This window comes from Allochromatium warmingii, assembly GCF_900107145.1.
Lineage (GTDB): Bacteria > Pseudomonadota > Gammaproteobacteria > Chromatiales > Chromatiaceae > Thermochromatium > Thermochromatium warmingii.
This window is the reverse complement of record NZ_FNOW01000025.1, coordinates 25690-44700: the sequence shown is the minus strand read 5'-3', so window position 1 is coordinate 44700 and position 19011 is coordinate 25690. Positions and strand designations below refer to the sequence as shown.

At 56.5% G+C, this 19011-nt stretch carries 20 protein-coding genes and 1 pseudogene; 6 read left to right on the top strand and 15 right to left on the bottom strand.

Annotated elements, in window-relative coordinates; translation table 11 throughout:
• From BLW10_RS08875 to BLW10_RS08825, 11 genes are all read right to left on the bottom strand, one after another.
• Nucleotides 1–239: transposase (locus BLW10_RS08875; RefSeq protein WP_143117043.1), on the bottom strand; the 239-nt coding region annotated here is incomplete at its 3' end.
• 160 nt (nt 240–399) lie between these two features.
• Entirely contained in the window at nt 400–885 is a 486-nt protein-coding gene (locus BLW10_RS08870) for an efflux RND transporter periplasmic adaptor subunit (RefSeq protein ID WP_177169034.1), read from the bottom strand.
• 41 nt (nt 886–926) lie between these two features.
• The gene (locus tag BLW10_RS08865) at nt 927–2438 is read right to left on the bottom strand and encodes a site-2 protease family protein (protein WP_091334010.1); all 1512 of its coding nucleotides are present in this window, start codon (nt 2436–2438) and stop codon (nt 927–929) included.
• A 30-nt stretch (nt 2439–2468) separates the two neighbouring features.
• Nucleotides 2469–3812 (bottom strand): efflux RND transporter periplasmic adaptor subunit, encoded by a 1344-nt coding sequence (locus BLW10_RS08860; protein ID WP_091334008.1) that lies wholly within the window; start codon nt 3810–3812, stop codon nt 2469–2471.
• A 1-nt stretch (nt 3813) separates the two neighbouring features.
• The gene (locus BLW10_RS08855) at nt 3814–4455 is read right to left on the bottom strand and encodes an efflux RND transporter periplasmic adaptor subunit (RefSeq protein WP_281241132.1); all 642 of its coding nucleotides are present in this window, start codon (nt 4453–4455) and stop codon (nt 3814–3816) included.
• A 9-nt stretch (nt 4456–4464) separates the two neighbouring features.
• Nucleotides 4465–4725, bottom strand: a complete 261-nt coding sequence (locus BLW10_RS08850; protein ID WP_091334004.1) for a hypothetical protein — start codon at nt 4723–4725, stop codon at nt 4465–4467.
• Between the two features lie 18 nt (nt 4726–4743).
• Complete coding sequence (locus BLW10_RS08845) at nt 4744–5817, bottom strand: TolC family protein (protein ID WP_091334002.1); 1074 nt, start codon at nt 5815–5817, stop codon at nt 4744–4746.
• A gap of 3 nt (nt 5818–5820) precedes the next feature.
• Complete coding sequence (locus BLW10_RS08840) at nt 5821–6180, bottom strand: hypothetical protein (protein WP_177169033.1); 360 nt, start codon at nt 6178–6180, stop codon at nt 5821–5823.
• 324 nt (nt 6181–6504) lie between these two features.
• Nucleotides 6505–7425, bottom strand: a complete 921-nt coding sequence (argF, locus tag BLW10_RS08835) for an ornithine carbamoyltransferase (protein ID WP_091333999.1) — start codon at nt 7423–7425, stop codon at nt 6505–6507.
• 26 nt (nt 7426–7451) lie between these two features.
• Nucleotides 7452–8630 (bottom strand): aspartate aminotransferase family protein, encoded by a 1179-nt coding sequence (locus BLW10_RS08830; protein ID WP_091333997.1) that lies wholly within the window; start codon nt 8628–8630, stop codon nt 7452–7454.
• Nucleotides 8631–8945: 315 nt separating this feature from the next.
• Nucleotides 8946–9527, bottom strand: a complete 582-nt coding sequence (locus BLW10_RS08825; RefSeq protein WP_091333996.1) for a superoxide dismutase — start codon at nt 9525–9527, stop codon at nt 8946–8948.
• 166 nt (nt 9528–9693) lie between these two features.
• Here BLW10_RS08825 and BLW10_RS08820 point away from each other — a divergent pair, with 166 nt between their 5' ends.
• Both BLW10_RS08820 and grxD read left to right on the top strand, forming a co-directional pair.
• On the top strand, nt 9694–11475 hold the full coding sequence (locus tag BLW10_RS08820; RefSeq protein WP_091333994.1) for an N-acetylglutaminylglutamine amidotransferase: 1782 nt from the start codon (nt 9694–9696) through the stop codon (nt 11473–11475).
• A gap of 139 nt (nt 11476–11614) precedes the next feature.
• A complete protein-coding gene (gene grxD, locus BLW10_RS08815) occupies nt 11615–11974 on the top strand; it encodes a Grx4 family monothiol glutaredoxin (protein WP_091333992.1) in 360 nt (119 codons plus the stop codon).
• Here grxD and BLW10_RS08810 read toward each other — a convergent pair.
• Entirely contained in the window at nt 11868–12911 is a 1044-nt protein-coding gene (locus BLW10_RS08810; protein WP_091333990.1) for an IS481 family transposase, read from the bottom strand. The two genes, grxD and BLW10_RS08810, sit on opposite strands and share 107 nt — an antisense overlap.
• Nucleotides 12912–13094: 183 nt before the next feature.
• Here BLW10_RS08810 and BLW10_RS14535 point away from each other — a divergent pair.
• The 3 genes and pseudogenes from BLW10_RS14535 to recQ all read left to right on the top strand — a co-directional run.
• A pseudogene (locus BLW10_RS14535) lies at nt 13095–13289 on the top strand (transposase family protein); the annotation flags it as partial.
• A 162-nt stretch (nt 13290–13451) separates the two neighbouring features.
• Nucleotides 13452–14051: a hypothetical protein gene (locus tag BLW10_RS08800; RefSeq protein WP_091333987.1), complete on the top strand. Its 600-nt coding sequence runs from the start codon at nt 13452–13454 to the stop codon at nt 14049–14051.
• A 4-nt stretch (nt 14052–14055) separates the two neighbouring features.
• Entirely contained in the window at nt 14056–15885 is a 1830-nt protein-coding gene (gene recQ / locus BLW10_RS08795) for a DNA helicase RecQ (protein WP_091333986.1), read from the top strand.
• A 125-nt stretch (nt 15886–16010) separates the two neighbouring features.
• On the opposite strand, the gene BLW10_RS08790 is transcribed toward recQ, so the two are convergent.
• The gene (locus BLW10_RS08790) at nt 16011–16901 is read right to left on the bottom strand and encodes a phosphoribulokinase (RefSeq protein WP_091333985.1); all 891 of its coding nucleotides are present in this window, start codon (nt 16899–16901) and stop codon (nt 16011–16013) included.
• A 173-nt stretch (nt 16902–17074) separates the two neighbouring features.
• On the opposite strand from BLW10_RS08790, the gene BLW10_RS08785 reads away from it, so the two are divergent.
• Nucleotides 17075–17731 (top strand): DUF4124 domain-containing protein, encoded by a 657-nt coding sequence (locus BLW10_RS08785; RefSeq protein WP_177169032.1) that lies wholly within the window; start codon nt 17075–17077, stop codon nt 17729–17731.
• A gap of 8 nt (nt 17732–17739) precedes the next feature.
• Here the strand turns inward: BLW10_RS08785 and BLW10_RS08780 are convergent, their stop codons facing one another.
• Nucleotides 17740–18033 carry a YkgJ family cysteine cluster protein gene (locus BLW10_RS08780; RefSeq protein ID WP_091333982.1) on the bottom strand — a complete coding sequence of 98 codons (294 nt, stop codon included), beginning with the start codon at nt 18031–18033 and terminating at the stop codon, nt 17740–17742.
• The gene (asd, locus tag BLW10_RS08775; RefSeq protein WP_091333980.1) at nt 18030–18923 is read right to left on the bottom strand and encodes an archaetidylserine decarboxylase; all 894 of its coding nucleotides are present in this window, start codon (nt 18921–18923) and stop codon (nt 18030–18032) included. The genes BLW10_RS08780 and asd overlap by 4 nt, the downstream gene beginning before the upstream one ends.
• Between the last annotated feature and the right edge of the window lie 88 nt (nt 18924–19011).

Sequence of the window (19011 nt, the reverse complement as noted above, 5' to 3'; positions counted from 1 at the left end):
CACTTATTGTAGTAATAGTTAACCAGTTTGTAAGATGGAAAATCATTTGGGAGATAACGCCACGGACAACCTGTTTTGTTTAAATAAAAGATAGCGTTCAAGATTTCGCGTAGATCACTTGATCTTGGGCGGCCTGTTGTATAAGGCTCAAGTTCTTCGAAAATTTTTTCGACAATCTCCCATTCTTCATCGGAGATATCGCTTGGATATTTTGGCGAAGAGTTTTTTTCTGAAGTCATATTCACGATATGAGTGATGTTAATTAACTCGCAAAATTTGCCATATTCTCGAAAAAATCTACTTCAAAATCAATAGTTTAGTTTTTAGACAGCCTCTTAGGGTATTAAGCAACCAACTTTCCGGGCGTCCGCTGATAACACCGACACCACGCAACACGCACTAGGTGCGTGGTCGATCAGCCAGCGCCACCCGAATACGATAGAGCGCATCGCGTGGGGTCGGTGCGGTCGCATTTGGAATCAACGGAATCGGGCCTCCATGCTCCGAAGACAGCAAATCCAATGGCAGCGCCGCCGTGCGCGTTGTGGCAATATCAATAACCTGTCCGCGCATCGGATATAATGCCTCACCCTCAATATAAAAGCGCACATCCGCGCCTAATTCAATTCGTGCCAGATCATCCTGATCGACAAAGAGTTCGACCTGCCACGCATCCGACGCAATCAGCCAAGCTAATGCTGTTTGTGGATTAACCCACACGCCCGCCGCTAATTCGGGATCGATATCCACAAGCTGACCGGCAAACGGAGCCGTTAAAATCAAACGCGCCCGTTCATCTTGTTGCGCTCGCTGTTCGGCTAAATGCAGCGCTCGTTGGCGTTCTAGCGCCGCACGATATTCTTCACCGCTGTCTAATCCACGCAAACCGCGTAATTGTTCAGTTAAAGCCGCTGCCGAAACCGCCGCTAATTGAGCGCGATAAGTTGACTCCGGTGCGGTGCTTCTAATACAAACAACGATTGACCGGCTGTGACGGCACCTAATTCCGGCGGCGCGGCGAGTAATTGCGCCGGTAGCGGGCTATAGATCGCGTGCATCTGTTCAGGATGTGCATAACCTGGGCCATGTACCACTGTTTGCCACGGCCAGACGGCTAACAGCATTAAACCGGCAATCAAGACGAGCCAAAAAACTCGGCGACTGAGGCGAATTTCGGCTCGACGTTGATGCCACACAGTTAGCTCGCGCCAGATTGGAAATAATATAAACCAGAGCAACTCAATGGCAAACAAGATGAGGCCGAGAAGCTTAAAAAACAAGAGATAAACAGCAACCGCAATACCAATAAAAACAATTAAACGATACAGCCATGTCAACCAAGCGAAGACAATTAACGCTCGACGACGGCTGGGTGCAAAGTATTCGGGATCGGGATCACCAAAATCAAAGAGTGTGTTACGCAATGCAACCCGCGCAAGGGCGAACGCACGTTCATGCAAATTCGGCAAATCAAGCCAATCTGACAGAATAAAATAACCATCAAAGCGCATGAAGGGACTGGCATTCAGCGCCAGCGATAACACCCAGGAGGTTGTCGCTAAAAAAAACAGCGCCTGCTTCAAATCGCCATCATCGGTTAAATTCCACGCCAGCGTTGCGAATGCGGCAATGGCCAGTTCAGTGAGAATACCCGCCGACGCAATCGCCAACCGCTGGCGGGATTGCGCTAATCGCCAAGCTTCGCCAGTATCAGTATAGAGCATTGGCCACATCACCACGAAAGCAATGCCCATGTGCGCCACTCGCAAACCATAGAGCGTTGCAGTCAGCGCGTGACCGAGTTCATGCAGACTTTTGGTAATCGCTAAAGCAATTAAATAGCCAAAAATACCGCTCGGAGAGAGCGTATCAACAAAGCTTGAAGTAAAAACATCCCATTGACGTGCTGTAAGTGCTAAACCAATTACACCAAGCAGCAATACAATCAATACAGTTGTGCGTGAAAAAATCCAACTCAGCCAGGGCAGTAACCGCTGCAATGTCTGTGCGGGATAGAGCAGCGGCAGGCGAAAAAACAGATAATTATGAATCAGCCATTTGACGCGGTTAGTGCGCTGTTCGCGTAAGCGTGTGATAAGCGCCTGTTTATAGGCAGGATCGCGCTGTTCAAGTAATTGATGCTGTAATAAAAATGCGTGTAGATGTGCTAATTCATCGCGGCTAGGGTCTAATAATGTTTCGGCGTGCGTGCTGGCTAAAATCGCTTCAGGGTTTGCCAAATCCCACCGCGCCAGCAATTCAAATTCTAACCAACCAATGCGATAAAACGCATTCGAGATCGGATCTTGAATCACCCAAGCCGGTGAGCCGTCACGATTCGTACCTACAGCAAAGAGCTTTAAATCTTCGCGCAATGGCGGTAAAGCTGCTGCGGCTGGTTTAGCAATCAGCGCCAAGGCCGGATTGAACGTTAACATAATAGCGCCGGAATTGGTTACAGTCAGCCGCTATATACCAACCCATTGGCGCAATGCGCCCAATGGACGACGCAGAATCCAATACAACAGCGGCTGGGATTCGCCGTAAATTTTTGCCACGCCGCGCAAACCAATATGCACTGGTTCCGCCGTTTGCAGCCGCCCGCGTAGACGGTACGCGGCAATTCCTTCGGGTGAAAGCGTCGCCTGATAACTAGTCTGGATCAATTCAGCCTCCAGCGCATCTAAAGGCGACACTTGTAAATAAACGCGAATCAGCGCACCGAGCTGCAAGGCAATTGCGTCATTGACTGGCAACCAAATCAATACGCCTAATGCATTCGGCTGGGCTAATTGGGCGATACGTTCGCCAGTAACAACAGGTTTACCCAGCCAATCATTCGGATCGCCATAAATCAATACTCCAGCGTGCGGGGCGGTTATTTCCACGCGACCGAGTAATGCTTCGATATATAAAACTTCAGCTTGTTTTTCACGCACATGACCGCGTAAGGCAGCTAATTCGGCTTTGCTATCAAAATGATCGAAGGCTTTTTGTTCGGCTTTGAGCGCCTCAGTTTCCGCAACAGCGAGGGCTTCGCGGGCAATATCAAGCCGATTACGCAGCGTTGTATCATCGAGTGAAAAGAGTCGCTGCCCGGCGCTTACTGGCTGATTAGGTCGCACATGCACATTCCGAATCACCCCCTCCATCGGCGCGGCGACAACTTCAGATTGCAAGGCGATGATTTCCCCCGGAGCCAGCGCCGACAGGCGCACCGGAATCGCGGCCACGCCTACCAGTAGCAGCGCCAGCACCCCCCACCACAGCATCCGCCAGCGTTGCGCTCGCCATCGTGCCAGCAGGCCGATGCGCCGCTGCACATGCGCGAGGCAATAGGCGTACTGCACATGCAGCTGCGTCAATGCATCGCGTTCGGGCGCTGTCCAGGGTGCATCCCGAACATAGATCACGGCACCGAGCATCTGCCCGGCTGGGGTAAGCAGCGGTTGATAGAGCGCGTGCGCTTCCCACCATTCGCCCCAATCAGCGTGTAAAGCATCTGGCAGATCGTGTGCAGTAAACACCGCAGACTGCGTCGCCGCGACCCGCGCTAAATGGGCACCGACCTGCCCGGCCCAGAGCGTAAAAGGCGTGTCGTCGAGCACGCTGATGAGACCCGACACGGCACGCAAACGCGGACGCTCTAGCGCATCGTTGACAAACACCAGCGCCTGACGATAGGAAACCAGATGCCAGGTGTCATTGGCGATGGTGAAACTCAGCGTCTGGCTGTCGGTAGCCGTTAGCGCCTGCTGTTGCAGACTGACCAGCAGCGGCCAGTTGAGATCGGGTGCCGTGGACGTGGCCACATCAGCTCGACGGATTCGGTGACGGACTCAGCGACGGATGAAACTGCGCCGTGCCGCTCATCCCGGGCAGCAGTTCGGGCGCGTGATTGAGCATTTTGGCTTCGATTTCGACAGTTTGACTGACAGCATCAATCCGCCCATTCAGCGTGCTCACCTGCGCTGGATAGCGTTTGCCGGTCTCGTCGATCATCACGTCAAAGCGTGCGCCCGGTTGTAGCCAGTTGACCCAGCGTGCCGGAACATTGACGCGCAGTTTCAGCGGGCCATCACTGACAATTTCTAGCAGCGGCTGGGCGACTGCGACGCTTTGATACGCTTTGGCGGCAAGCTTCACCACGCGCCCAGCAAAGGGGGCTTTGAGCGAGCAGTATTCCAGTTGCACCCGTAGCAGCTTGACCTGCGCTTGAGCCTTTTCCAGTGCGCCAGCAGCCAACGCCACCTCAACTTTACCCGCCTGCTTGAGTTCCTGCATTCGGCGCTTAGCCTCATGCGTAGCCTGCGCAGCGGCGCGCTCGGCAGTAGCCATATCAAGCCGTGCTTGCTGTTCGGCGCAATCAAAACGCGCTAACGTCGCACCGGCAGCAAAACGCTCGCCTAAGCCGACAGCGAGTGCTGTTAAGCGCCCGGCCATTGGACTGGCCAGCGTCGTTTCCTATGCTGGGGCGAGTAACACACGCACTTGATGTTCAGGGTTAACGGCGTCTGTGTTGTCAGCGATTGGCGCTACGATTGCTGAGGCGCTGGTGGCGTCCTGCGATGACGGTGACGCGGTCTCATCTGCGGCCGTCAATGTCGGTAGCAACAGCAGCAGGCCGAGGAACGCACGCCACGACAATTGCGGCTGCGCATGTCCTACTACGTATTGCAGTATGCGGGTCTGCATTCGCTGCATCATCTGGAGCATAGAAAACATGGCGCATTCCTCAGCGGATCAGAGCGTTTCAGGGAGCGTGGCACGCTGCACCTGCGAGACATGCGTTGCCACCACCTCGGCGAGTTCAGTCAGCGACAGCTCAGGTTTGAGCGTCGCTGGCAGCACTGCCAACCCAACCGAGTTGTAAATCCGCCCATACGCTGATTGCGCACTCGCAAAGGCACTGTAGAGCGCATAGTCGGAATTGAGCGCACGAGTGTTGGCACGGATAACATCGAGTTCACCGCCGGTTTGTGCTTGCAGACTCGCTTTGGCGTGATTAGCCAAGCGCGTATCCAGTGCCTGCGATTGCTGCGCCAGTTCATAGGCATGCAGCGCCAAGCGATAGCGTTCGAGGGCCACCCGTACTTGCGTCAGAATTGCCATCGACAGCGCCATGCGCCGTGCATCATCGACCTTAACTTGCGCGTCATTCACACGTTTTGCTGCGGGCAACGCTGGCAATTTCAACAAATTGAAGCCAATTTGCAGCCCAGAGTCGATCCAATCCTGATTACGGTTGTAGGTATTAGAATCGTATTGCAGCGTGACACTTGGACTCAAACTTGGAAAAAATGATAGAAACCGCGCTCGGATATCGTCAGCTGTGATCCGCGCTTTATAGTCCTCTTCGCGCAGTTCAGGGCGATTGCGCAATGCGAGATCTTCAAGTGTGCGAGCGTTCGTTGGCAGCGGCGGCAGGCGCTGATCGAGCCGGTCAGCGAGCCTAAAAGGTGTGTTGGGCGGGATGCTCATCAGCGCCGCCAATTCGCGCTTGGCGATTTCTAAATCTTGTTCACGCTGCGACAATAGCGTCACAGCATCGAGCATCGCCCGCTGCGCATCGAGCGTCTCTTTGCGCGGCGCGACTCCTTCGCGTTCGGCACGGCGGTACATCTCCAGTGCCTGCTGTGCTTTCAGATGTAGCTGGCGCGTTTGCTGCTCCAGCTCCTGCGCGGCCAGCGCCCGCCAATAGGACACACGCACATCCTGCAAGATGTTCTGAATCACGCGCTGACGGCGCTCTTCGGCCATCAACAGTTCATTCGCTTTTTGGCGGGCACGGTAGTAGCTGACGCCAAAATCGAGCACATCCTAGGTCAGCGCAGCGGAGGCAATTTGGCGATTTTTTTCTTGTGACGTTGTGTTTGACAGCAGCACCTGACCAGTGTCGATATCGACGCTATCAGTAACGTAATAGTTGTTGCGCGATACATAGCCTGCTGAGGCCAGCAGACTGGGGAGCATGTCGTAGGTCACAAACTGCGCCTGACCGGAGGCCAGCGCCGATTCCATCAGCTTGAGACGATAATCTAAGTTGTATTTCAGTGCCCGCGCTACGGCATCTTCAAACCGAATCGGTGCACGGATCGGCTCTTGATTGGCGTAGATTTTGGCTTGATCGGCAGCGGCGCGAGCGGCAACTTCATCCGAGGTGACTGGCTTGGGCTGCATTGCGCAACCGGCAGTCATGAGCAGTATGAGGACGGTGAGCAGCGACAATCGATACCGACCGCTCGATTTAGCGTACGCATGCAACATAAGGCGTCGAACCTCGCGTACAAAAGTGTGTACATTTTAGATTGATTTCGAACTATACCGAAGATGCGCTTGAATTACAGTATTAAATAATTTAATAGGAGAACCTCGCGGGCGAGGAACACAGGATAACTTCTGTGCGGTACATGATCGTGCGGGATGCAAAAGCGAAACGACTCAGACGATTGCCGCCTGAGTACCGTAAGAATCGCCGTTCTTCAGAGCGGCGAGGATGTCAACTCAATGCGGAATCAAAAATTCGAGCAGTGCTTTTTGGGCATGAAGTCGATTTTCCGCCTCATCCCAGACCACCGAACGCGGGCCGTCGATCACTGACGCGGCCACTTCCTCGCCGCGATGCGCGGGGAGACAGTGCATAAAAATCGCATCCGCGCTGGCGCGATCCATCAACGCATCCGTGACTTGATAGGCAGCAAACGCCGCCTTGCGTCGTTCTTGCTCCGCCTCTTGGCCCATGCTGGCCCAGACATCGGTCGCAATCAAATGCGCACCGGCTGCCGCGGCATGAGGATCGCGCACAATCGTGCAGCGCCCGGCGCACGCGGCCACGAGCGCGGCGTCTGGCTCGAATCCTTCGGGACAGGCCACGCGCAGTTCAAAATCAAACAGTTGCGCGGCTTCCATGAACGAATGGCACATATTGTTACCATCACCAATCCAGGCTACACACTTGCCCTGAATCTCGCCGCGATGTTCATAAAATGTCTGCAAATCGGCGAGCATCTGGCACGGATGACAGCGGTCGGTCAGACCGTTAATCACTGGAACCTGTGAATGCGCGGCAAAAATCTCGACGGTTTGCTGCTCAAAGGTGCGGATCATCACCGCATCGACCATGCGCGAAATCACTCGCGCACTGTCCTCAATCGGCTCGCCGCGTCCGAGCTGGGTATCACGCGGCGAGAGAAAGAGCGCGTGACCGCCAAGCTGCACCATGCCGGCCTCAAACGAGACGCGGGTGCGGGTTGAGGATTTTTCAAAAATCATCGCCAGCGTGCGTCCAGCCAGCGGCGTGAAGGAGTGGCCGGCGGCACGCAGCCGCTTGAGTTCAGTGGCGCGGGCAATCAGGGTGCGGGCCTCGTCGCGGCTCAGATCGAGCAGCGAGAGGTAGTGCCGGCAGTGTGTCTGTTGATGGGCCATCGGGGGAGGTCTCGCGCTGGTCGTTTTCAGGCGTCGCCTAAAAAGCCGTGAATCAGTCCGGTGAGGGTCGCCACGAGTGTGTCGATCTGAGCGCGGTCGATAATCAACGGCGGCAGCAACCGAATCACCCGCTCGGCGGTGACGTTAATCAGCACACCTGCTTCCAGCGCCTGACCGACGAGCGCCGCACACGGGCGGTCGAGTTCAATGCCCAGCATGAGGCCGCGTCCGCGAATCTCGACCACGCCCCGCGTCGCGCCGAGTGCGCTGCGCAGGGCAGTGAGCAGATATTCACCCTGAACGCCAGCAGCGTCGATCAGATTCTCTGCAAGCAGCGTCTCCAGCACCGCCCGCCCGACGCGACAGGCGAGCGGATTGCCGCCGAAGGTCGAGCCGTGTGACCCAGGCGAAAAGACTTCGGCTGCTGCGCCTCGCGCCAAGCACGCGCCAATCGGCACCCCGTTGCCCAGCCCTTTGGCGAGCGTGACCACATCGGGCTGAATCTCACTGTGCTGGAAGGCAAATAAGCGCCCAGTGCGCCCGATACCGGTTTGAATTTCATCGAGCATCAGCAGCCAGCCGGAGCGGTCGCAGATCTCGCGCAGGCGGTTGAGATAGTCGTCAGACGGCACGCGAATGCCGCCTTCGCCCTGAATTGGCTCGATCAGAATGGCGACGATATTGGGGCGGTTGGTCGCGGCGGTCTCAATGGCATCGAGATCGTTATAGGGCACGCGCACAAACCCCTGCACCAGCGGCTCGAATCCAGCTTGCACCTTGCGGTTGCCGGTGGCGGAGAGTGTCGCCAGCGTGCGCCCGTGGAAGCTGTGCTCGGCGACCAGAATCGCTGGATTCTCGATGCCGCGCCGATGGGCATGGAGCCGCGCCAGCTTAATGGCCGCTTCGTTCGCCTCGGCACCGGAGTTGGCGAAGAACACGCGATCCATGCCCGCTTGCGCGGTCAGCAGCGCCCCAAGACGCTCCTGCTCGACCACGCCGTAGAGGTTGGAGGTATGAATCAAGCGCCCGGCTTGGTCGCACAGGGCCTCGCGCACAGCGGGATGGGCATGACCCAAACCGCAAACGGCGATACCGGCCAGCGCGTCCAGATAACGCCGTCCGTCCGTATCCCAGAGCCAAACGCCCTCACCCCGGTCGAAGGTGACGGGTAGGCGATTGTAGGTGGCCATCAAGGGTTCGCTCATCGGTCTTGCGCGAGAACCCCGTCCGCTTGATTGACGGGGAGGGAGACTACACCGCGCCCAGCGCGATGCGGCCTCCCGTCTCGCTTCCTCCGTGTCTGGTTTTAGGTTGGAATCGGGCCGGCTGTCTACCGGCTGGGCTATCAGGTTCTGCCCATCAGGTTTTGCTCATCGGGGATGATCCCGATTGAGCGTGCAATAAAAATAAAAAAGGCGGTTATCCCACAGGGGAAACCGCCTCTGTGTATAAGGCGAAGTGGGCGAATATAGCGCGATATTTAGGCGCTTGACAAGGATCGCCGTGGCACTGCGCGGGTTTTAATCGGCGTAATTGGCCGCAACAAACGCCCAGTTGACCTTCTCCCAGATGCTTTCGAGATATTTTGGACGGGCATTGCGATAGTCAATGTAATAGGCGTGTTCCCAGACATCGACGGTTAAGAGCGCGGTTTTGCCCGCAGTTAGCGGCGTGCCGGCATTCGAGGTGTTGAAAATCTCAATCGAACCGTCGGCGTTTTTCACCAGCCAAGTCCAGCCGGAACCAAAATTGGTTACCGCAGATTGCGCGAATTGCTTTTTAAATTCGTCGAATGAGCCGAATTTGGCGTCGATTGCCGCCGCCAGCGCCCCGCTCGGCGCACCGCCACCGCTGGGGCTGAGGCAATTCCAATAAAAGGTATGGTTCCAGACCTGCGCGGCGTTGTTAAAAATGCCGCCGGAGGACTTGAGCACGATGTCCTCCAAACTCATGTCAGCAAACTCGGTGTCTTTAATCAGATTGTTGAGATTGGTGACATAGGTCTGATGATGCTTGCCGTAGTGATACTCGATGGTCTCAGCCGAGATCACCGGTTCGAGCGCGTTGTTGGCGTAGGGCAGAGCGGGCAGAACGTGGGTCATGGGCGTGCAGTCTCCCGAATTGAAGGTTGCGTAATAGTTGTTCGGTCAGTGTTTGAATGCACCGTCACCATGCGGCCAACGCGCCGATTTTGCAACCATCTCCGGCGAGCGATTCGGCTATGCTCTAGGCCAGCGATAGCGATGATGTAGCGGGAGATGAACGGATATGTGCGGAATCTGTGGCGAACTGCGGCGCGATGGTGCGCCAGCCGATCTGGAGGCGATTGGGCGCATGATGGCCCAATTAACGCGGCGCGGCCCCGATCATGGCGGCAGTTATAGCGATGGGGCGCTGGCGTTCGGACATCGGCGATTGGCGATTATTGATCTGTCGGTGCGCTCCAATCAGCCACTGGTTGATGCCGAATTGGGGCTGGCGCTGGTGTTTAACGGCACGATTTACAACTATCGGGCGCTGCGCCGCGAGCTAGAGGGCGCGGGCTATCGCTTTTTTTCCGAAGGTGACAGCGAAGTTATTCTCAAAGCTTGGCACGCTTGGGGAACGGCGTGCGTCGAGCGGCTGCACGGGATGTTCGCGTTTGCCGTCTGGGATGCGAATCGGCGTTCATTGTTTTTGGCGCGAGATCGCTTCGGTATCAAGCCGCTGTATTGGTCAGAATCCGCGCACACACTGCGCTTTGCCTCCAATCCGCAAGCCTTGCTCGCCGCTGGGGGCGTGGAGACAGCACTGGATCCGGTCGCGCTCCATCATCTGTTCACACTTCATGCGGTGGTTCCGGCACCGCGCACCATTTTGCAGGGAGTGCGCAAGCTCGCGCCCGGCCATTGGCGGTTGATCGAAGCCGACGGGCGGCAGACCGAGCAAGCCTATTGGCGGCTGACGGCGCAACGTCCGGCGTCGCCATTATCTGAAGGCGAATGGCTCGAAGCGATTCACGCCGCGCTCCGGCACGCGGTCAAAATTCGCAGTGAGGTCGCGGATGTGCCGGTCGGCGTGCTGCTCTCCGGCGGGCTGGATTCTAGTTTGCTGGTCGCCTTGCTCGCGGAAGCGGGCGTTGCCGATCTGCGCACCTTCTCGGTTGGCTTTGAGGACACGCCCGAAGAAGCGGGCAGCGAATTTGAATACTCGGATCTGGTCGTCGCGCACTCCGGCACGCGCCACTGCAAGTTCCTCGTGCCCAATGCGCAGGTGCTCACGCGCCTACCTGAGGCCATTGACGCGATGGCCGAACCGATGTTCGGTCAGGATGCGGTGGCGTTTTATCTGCTCGCCGAGCAGGTTTCACGCGAAATCAAGGTCGTGCAATCGGGGCAGGGCGCAGATGAGGTGTTCGGCGGTTATTTCTGGTATCCGCGCATGATGGCCGAGACCGACGGCACGCCGCTGGAACGCTTCGCCAAGCATTATTTTGACCGCGATCACGCCGAATATCAGCGGCTGATTGGCGCGGATTACGCCGGCACGGGTGAAGATTACACCTCGGCGCTAATCGCCGAGCGGCTGGCCGAACCGAACGCGGATAGCTTGATGGATGCGGTGTTGCGACTCGATGTCACGACACTGATTGTTGATGATCCGGTCAAGCGCGTCGATAACATGACGATGGCGTGGGGACTCGAAGCGCGGGTGCCGTTTCTCGATCATCAGCTTGTCGAACTGGCCGCCCGCTGTCCGCCGGAACTCAAGCTGCGCGATGGCGGCAAATATCCGCTCAAGGCGCTGGCGCGGGGGTTGCTGCCGGATGCGGTGATCGACCGACCGAAGGGCTATTTTCCGATGCCGGCGCTCAAATATGTACGTGGGCCGTTTTTGGAAATGATGCGCGATGCCCTGACCTCGCGTGCCAGCCGCGAGCGCGGGCTGTATCGTCAAGCCTATCTCGATCAGCTTTTAGCTGCGCCCGACCTGCACCACACGCGCATTCAGGGCAATAAACTCTGGCATCTGGCGCTGCTAGAATTATGGTTACAGCGGCATGTTGATTAACATCAATTTAGACAGGATTCACACGATTACTCAGGATAAACAGGATTTTTTTAAATTAAAAAATCCTGTCAATCTTGAAATATCCTGTTAATCCTGTCTGATTTCACACCACGCAACTGTCAATACAACGGTGAATGAGATGGATATTTTGGAACGCATCGGCGAGCAGGTCAAAAGCAATCCGGTGGTGATTTATATGAAGGGCACGCCACAATTTCCGCAATGCGGATTTTCAACGCGGGCCGTGCAAGCCTTGCAACAGTGCGAAGTGCCCTTTGCTTATGTCAACGTGCTGCAAGATCCGGAAATTTTCGAGCATCTGCCGCGTTTTGCTGATTGGCCAACCTTTCCGCAAATTTATATCGACGGCGAGTTAATCGGCGGCTGTGATATTACGCTCGAATTGCACGCCAACGGCGAGTTAAAACCGATGATGGAACAGGCGGTGGCGAAAGCAGCGGGGTGTCAAGTCCCGCGAGATTATAGACACGCTTTTTGAAGCGTTCGGGGCATTGTTGTTGCCAGTCCTTGAGTGCTTGAATCGGCGCGATGTGTCCGAGCGCCTTCTGCGGGATCTGATGATTGTATAACCGCACGTAGCCGTTGAGGGTGTCGGCTAGGTTCTGGGAGGAATCAAAGCGGGTGGTAGCGAGCACCTCGGCAATGCGCCCATTGAAGCGTTCGACCATGCCGTTGGTCTGCGGATGACGGGGGGCAGTGAGGCGGTGTTCGATGCTGTGATCGGCACAGCCTTGGTCGAAGAGATGGCGTCCAGTCGGTTCACGTTCGCCGGTGGCGCAGAAGCGATCAGTGAATTCCTTGCCGTTGTCGGTGAGGATCTTCTCAATCGTGAACGGGGCTTTTTCGACCAGACGCCGCAGGAAATCGCGGGCGTTGGCGGCGGTTTTCTCGGGCAGGATTTCGACATAAACCCAGCGCGAGGCGCGGTCGATGGCGACAAACAGGTATTGATGTGCCGCCGCGTCTGGCATCTGCGGCAGGTATTTGACATCGATGTGGACAAACCCTGGTGCGTCGTCCTTGAAGGTTTTGACCGGCTTGGCTTCGCCTTCCGGTTGCGGAATCAAGGCGCTGAGATTGGAGACGCCGTGGCGGCGCAGACAGCGATCTAGGCCCGACCGCGAGACGGCTGGATGGATGAACTCGCGGGTGACCGCTAGCAGATCGTCTAACGGCAGCAGCAGGGTTCGGCGCAGCGTCACTACCACCTGCTCCTGCACTGGGCTCAGCGTGGCGCGAATCCGATGCGGGCGGTGCGACGCATCCTCACCAGTTGCGCGCCGACGCCATTTGCGCACCGTGGCACGATTCAAGTTGTACACGCGTGCCAGTTCGCGCTCTGACTTCGTGGACTCGCGTAGCTCCTGACGAATCGCGGGCGTGGTGCGGGCGTTGCGATGTAGGTTCAGATTCATGATGAGATGTTCCCTCAGGTCGCGGATGGTGTCGTCGGCAGTCGCCGCTTGGTCGTCCTCAGCTCATCACTGAGTGTGCGCAGTGCCTCGCGGGCTTGGAACAAAGGATAGCTCCTTTTCGGAATATAATCCCACGGGACGGAACAGTTACCTCATAAAACACCACGTAAGTCAAAAAATAACCCTAATCCCAAACTCACTCAAAAACAGAAAAAAGAGAATCGAAAACATGCTCAGCTACGCATCGCTGTTGAGCATGCCATCGGTGGGATGAAGCACATGTACTGCTTGGTGCATCGAATTAGAAACCACTCAAACTCAATTGTCGATCAATTCTTCCGGCTTTCTGCTGGACTTTGGAACTTCAGAATTTCTTAGAAATCAACAGGTTATCATCTGGAACAACTCTAATCTTTGTGTCCTTTGCGCCTTTGCGGTTTTCAATAATTCACGCCCAAGCGATTCACAGTTGCCAGTCACCGCTCTCATGCGTAGCATCCGCGCCTGTCATCTCACCTGTTTTTCAATTCGAGGTTTATCTTGGCTAGTCAGGCGGTACGCGCATCCATTCAGGGGCAACCCTTCAACGACGTGCTCAACGAATTGCACGCCCACACCTTTTCCGGTGCGCCCGGGGAGTCCGACCCCTTCACCCTTAGCGAACTCGACCGCGAGTTCATCGCCTATGCGCTGGCAATTTATTATCAGTGCGACCATTGCCAGCAGTATCACGGGCGCGTCGTCGAGCGCCTGCGCAGCGAAGCCCACGCCAAGCCCTGGGCCTGGCAAGCGGAGTTCGTTAAGATCGTGCTGTTTTTGCGCACCAGTCGTCAGAGCGTCTCCGAAGTCGAATGGGAGGGCTGGATCGAATCTTGGCGGCGTTTTGCCACCCGCCTGCATTACCGTCATCCCGGATTTGTCTGCCACATCGCCTATGCCGTCGGCATTGCCCGCGCCGATGAAACCTTGATGGAGCTGGCCTTTGAGTCGCTCATCAAACACTATCCCGAGGGTCAAACCCTGCTTGGTGTCATCCGCGACATCGACCGCGTGGTGGTGTTTATGAAGGCGGCGACCTCAAAAAATCGCACCGATCCCATCGTGCGCCGTCAACTCAAAACCCTCGGCGTGCAGATTTAACCCGATGCCCGATGCGCCGCGTGAACTGCTCCGCCGCGTGTTCGGCTATGACCAGTTTCGCGGCGCTCAGGCTGACATCATTCATCATCTGCTCGGCGGTGGCGATGCGCTGGTGCTCATGCCCACTGGCGGCGGCAAATCGCTCTGTTATCAGATTCCGGCGCTGCTCCGTCCAGGCACCGCTGTTGTTATCTCGCCGCTGATTGCGCTGATGCAAGATCAGGTCGATGCCTTGCAGCAGCTTGGCGTGCGGGCGGCATTTCTCAATTCATCCTTAGAACTGGGCGCAGCCCGTGCTGTGGAGCGATCGCTACGTGCCGGTGCGCTCGATCTGCTTTATATCGCCCCAGAACGCCTGCTCACGGATCGCTGTCTGGCTCTCTTGGAGAGCATCGACATCGCGCTCTTTGCAATTGACGAGGCGCACTGCGTCTCGCAATGGGGCCATGATTTTCGCCCCGAATATATCCAGCTCAACTGTCTGCATGAACGCTGGCCGCAGGTGCCACGCATCGCGCTCACCGCGACCGCCGACACCCCAACGCGCAATGAGATCATCGCGCAACTGCGGCTCGAAGCAGCGCGGCTATTTGTCGCCAGTTTTGACCGTCCGAATATCCGCTATCGCGTGGTCGAAAAAGCTAATCCGCGTCAGCAACTGCGTGATTTTTTGCGCCGCGAGCATCCCGAAAGCGCCGCAATCGTCTACTGTTCGGCGCGGCGGCGCGTCGAGGAAACCGCGCTCTATCTGCAAACCCAGGGATTTAAGGCGCTGGCCTATCACGCCGGCTTGCCAGCGGACACGCGCCGCACGCATCAACTGCGTTTTCTGCGTGAAGAAGGGCTAGTCATGGTGGCGACCATTGCCTTTGGCATGGGCATTGATAAACCCGATGTGCGCTGTGTGGCGCATCTGGATATGCCCAAAAGTCTCGAATCCTATTATCAAGAAACCGGACGCGCAGGCCGCGATGGGCTGCCAGCCGATGCGTGGATGACCTATGGTCTGAGCGATGTGGTGATGCAGCGCCGCCGTATCGAGGAATCCGAAGCCGACGAACGCTTTAAGCGCATCGAGCTGCATAAACTCGATCAGATGCTCGGCTTTTGCGAAACCGCGCACTGTCGGCGGCAGGTGTTGCTGCATTATTTTGGCGAGACGCTAGAACAGCCGTGTGGCAACTGTGACACCTGTTTAGAACCGGTCGAGACCTGGGACGGCACCGACGCGGCGCGTAAAGCCTTGTCCTGTATTCATCGCACTGGTCAACGCTTCGGTAGTGCTTATCTGACGGATGTGCTGCTGGGCAAAGCGAACGAGCGCATCCGCCGCTTTGGTCACGACCGCGTGAGCACCTTCGGCATCGGGCAGCGCATCGACGGCCGCACCATGACCGCTGAGAATTGGCGTTCAGTGTATCGGCAACTGGTGGCCGCTGGGCTGGTTGCGGTGGACATCGAAGGGCATGGCGCACTGCGTTTGACCGAAGCGGCGCGGCCGCTGTTACGCAATGAATGCACGATTCAACTGCGGCGCGATCCTGAGCGTCAGCGCAGTCGTGACAAAACCCGCGCTCCGCGTAGCAGCGGGCCGAGCGATCCAGCGGATGCGGCATTGTGGCAGGCATTGCGGGCGCATCGGTTCGCGCTGGCGCAAGAGCAGGATGTGCCGGCCTATGTGATTTTTAATGATGCGACCTTAAAAGCAATGCTAGAGCGACGGCCACGCACGCTGGTCGAATTAGGTCGATTGCCTGGGGTGGGGGAAATGAAGCTGGCGCGATTTGGGGCGGGATTTTTGCGCGTGATTGCCGCGCATGAGCAGTCGCGTTAATTTAGACAGGATTAACAAGATTTGACAGGATTCACAGGATTTTACAAGATTTATAAATAAATTTATAAATAATTCTGTAAATCCTGATTCATCCTGTTAATCCTGTCTACTGTATTTCCAATCGATTAAACGCGCCGCGCATCCATCATGCGTTCAATGATCGGCTGTAAGATAACTTCCATTGCAAAGCCCATCTTGCCGCCGGGCACAACCATCGAATTACGGCGCGACATGAATGAATCATGGATCATCGCCAGTAAATACGGGAAGTCGATTTCGAGCTTTTCCGGATCTTTGAAGCGGATGATGACAAAACTTTCATCCGGTGTCGGAATATCGCGGGCAATAAACGGATTAGAGGTGTCAACCGTCGGCACGCGCTGGAAGTTAATATCAGTGAGCGAGAATTGCGGCGTGATATAGCGGATATAATCCGGCATCCGGCGCATAATCGTATCAACAATCGCTTCAGCCGAATAACCGCGCTCTAAATTATCGCGGTGGATTTTTTGAATCCATTCCAGATTAACAATCGGCACCACGCCAACACCTAAATCAACATGCTGCGCGACGTTATTTTCTTCAGTGACTACCAGCCCGTGCAGCCCTTCATAAAACAGCAGATCGGTGCCAGCCGGAACATCTTCCCAGGGGGTGAACTCACCCGGATTGAGCGCCGTGCCGAGCCGCGCATTGAGCTGGTGCGCTTCGTCATCGCTATGAATGTAATAGCGTTTTTTGCCGGTGCCGCTCTCGCCGTATTCGCGGAATAATTCTTCAAGCAAATCAAAGCGGTTAGCTGCCGGGCCGAAATGACTCAGGCTCTCACCACGCTGGGCGGCGGCGGCCATTTCGGTTTTCATTGCGGCGCGGTCGAAGCGGTGGAAGCTATCGCCCTCGATCACCGCTGCGCTGATATTGTCGCGGTGAAAGATATGCTCAAAAGCACGTTTAACAGTCGTGGTACCAGCGCCGGATGAGCCAGTGACGGCGACAACAGGATGTTTTTTGGACATACGTCGGTTCTCTCCCCGTTCTCAGTTGTTATTTGAATCTTTGCACGGCATCGCGGCCAAAGTGGACAGAACGAGCCGTTAGTTTGAAATGATTGGCTAATATATCACGAACCTGAGCAGGCGCTCGCCGGATGCGTGGGTCAGTCTGCCGCTACAGTGGAGCGAATCACGCGATGCGCCCAGTTACGATTATCCTTGTCCTTACTGCGCTGTTGAGCGTCGAGGTCGCGGCTGACACGCTCTATCGCTGTCAGGATGCTGCTGGCCAAACGCTGTTCTCCGATGCACCCTGCGGCCCAACGGCTGAGGCGGTCGAACTCAACATTCATCGTCCGAGCGCGAGCGAGCAGCGCGACGCGCAGAGCCGAGCGGCGCAGACCATCGCCATCAGTGATGAGATTCAGCGCGAACGGCTGCTACAGCGTGAGTTAGCGCGGGCGGCGGAAATCCAGTTGCAGCAGGAGCGGCAGCGTCAAGCGGAACGTAAGCGCGAGTTAGCAGCACGCGAAGCCGAGCGTGAACGCGAGCAGGCGGCGCTGGCCGCGTGCGCTTGTGAGGATCGCGGTACGACGACAGTGCGGAATGGTTCGCGGCGCTGGTCGGCTGCTCCGCCACATCAACGCCCGCAGTGCCGCGAGCGGACACGCCGCGATTTCAACCCGCCTGACACCCAATATCAACGCCAACCTCTGCCCCCGCCGCCGTCGGGTCTGCGTCCCTATCGACCGGATCGAGAGCGCGATAGTGCGCAGCGTCATCCGCATCGCCCATCGCCGCAATTGCAGCTTCGTTTGCCGAACCTTGAGCTAATCTATCGGTCACGGCGCTGATGCCGGATTCAAGATACGTTCGGAGCCGTCAGGCGCTCCAATTCAGCCAGATGCGCGAGCGCGTGCGCACGATCCGCGCCGCACATCTCCACACTCGGCTTGAGCGAACCGCACACACGCGGGCGCTCTGGCTGGCCGAATAGCCGACAGGTTAGATCGGGATTCAACTGCACACAGGCGACCGCAGCGGGTTTACCGTGTGGCATTCCCGGAATCGCGCTGGTGATCGAAGCAGCGATGCAGCAAGCGGCGCATCCCGAGCGGCAACGGACGGGGGCGGCTTCGATGAACGAATCCGTCATCCGCCGCTCTCGGATGGCGCGAGACAGATGCCGAGACGCTGCCCAAGCTGCACGCGCTCCCCAACGCTCAATCCCGCATCCCACTCAGCGCGACCGGGCGGCAGCAGCATAATCACGGTCGATCCGAGATTAAACCGCCCCAGCTCCGCGCCGCGTTCTAAGCGAATACACTGTTCATCGACTTCATAATCCCAGCGTTGCGGCTCACCGCCAGCATGAGGCGGGGTGACTTCACCGGCCCACACAGTTTCGATCCCACCGACAAAAATGGCCCCGACCAAAATCAATGCTATTGGGCCAGCAGCGGTTTCAAAGCGGCAAATCAGCCGTTCATTCCGCGCAAACAAATTCGGCACACCGGCGGCTGTCACCGCATTGACGCTAAATAATTGTCCGGGGACATGAATCATTTGATCGAGTCGCCCATCAAGCGGCATGTGGATGCGGTGATAATCACGCGGCGATAGATAAATCGTCGCAAAGCGTCCGCCCGCAAATGGATGCAATTCACCCGGCGCAAGTGCCAATAAAGAGGTGACGCTATAATCACGGCCTTTAGCTTGAATAATTTGATCTTCCGTAATTGTTCCAATTTGACTGATCGCCCCATCAACCGGACAGAGAATTGCCGCCGGATCGGGATCAAGCGGGCGCACCTCAGGCCGAATGGCACGGGTAAAAAACGCATTAAAATGCGGATAGGCGTCGAGATCGGGTTGCTGCGCAAGCTGCATATCAATTTGATAATGACGCGCAAACTGGCGAATGATTAAAGTTTTCAGCGGTCGCCATTCAATCCGTGCTAATTGATACATGCGCTCCGAAAGCCAGCGTTGCGGAATCAGATATTGCAGCGTAATGAATAGTCGGTCGGCGAGCGAGCGTAGCATAGCGGTAATCCTAAATGCGTAAATAATTGGGTTGAGCGGTCAGCTTTGATTGCTGGAAGCTGATAGCTGGCGGCTGATAGCTAACAGC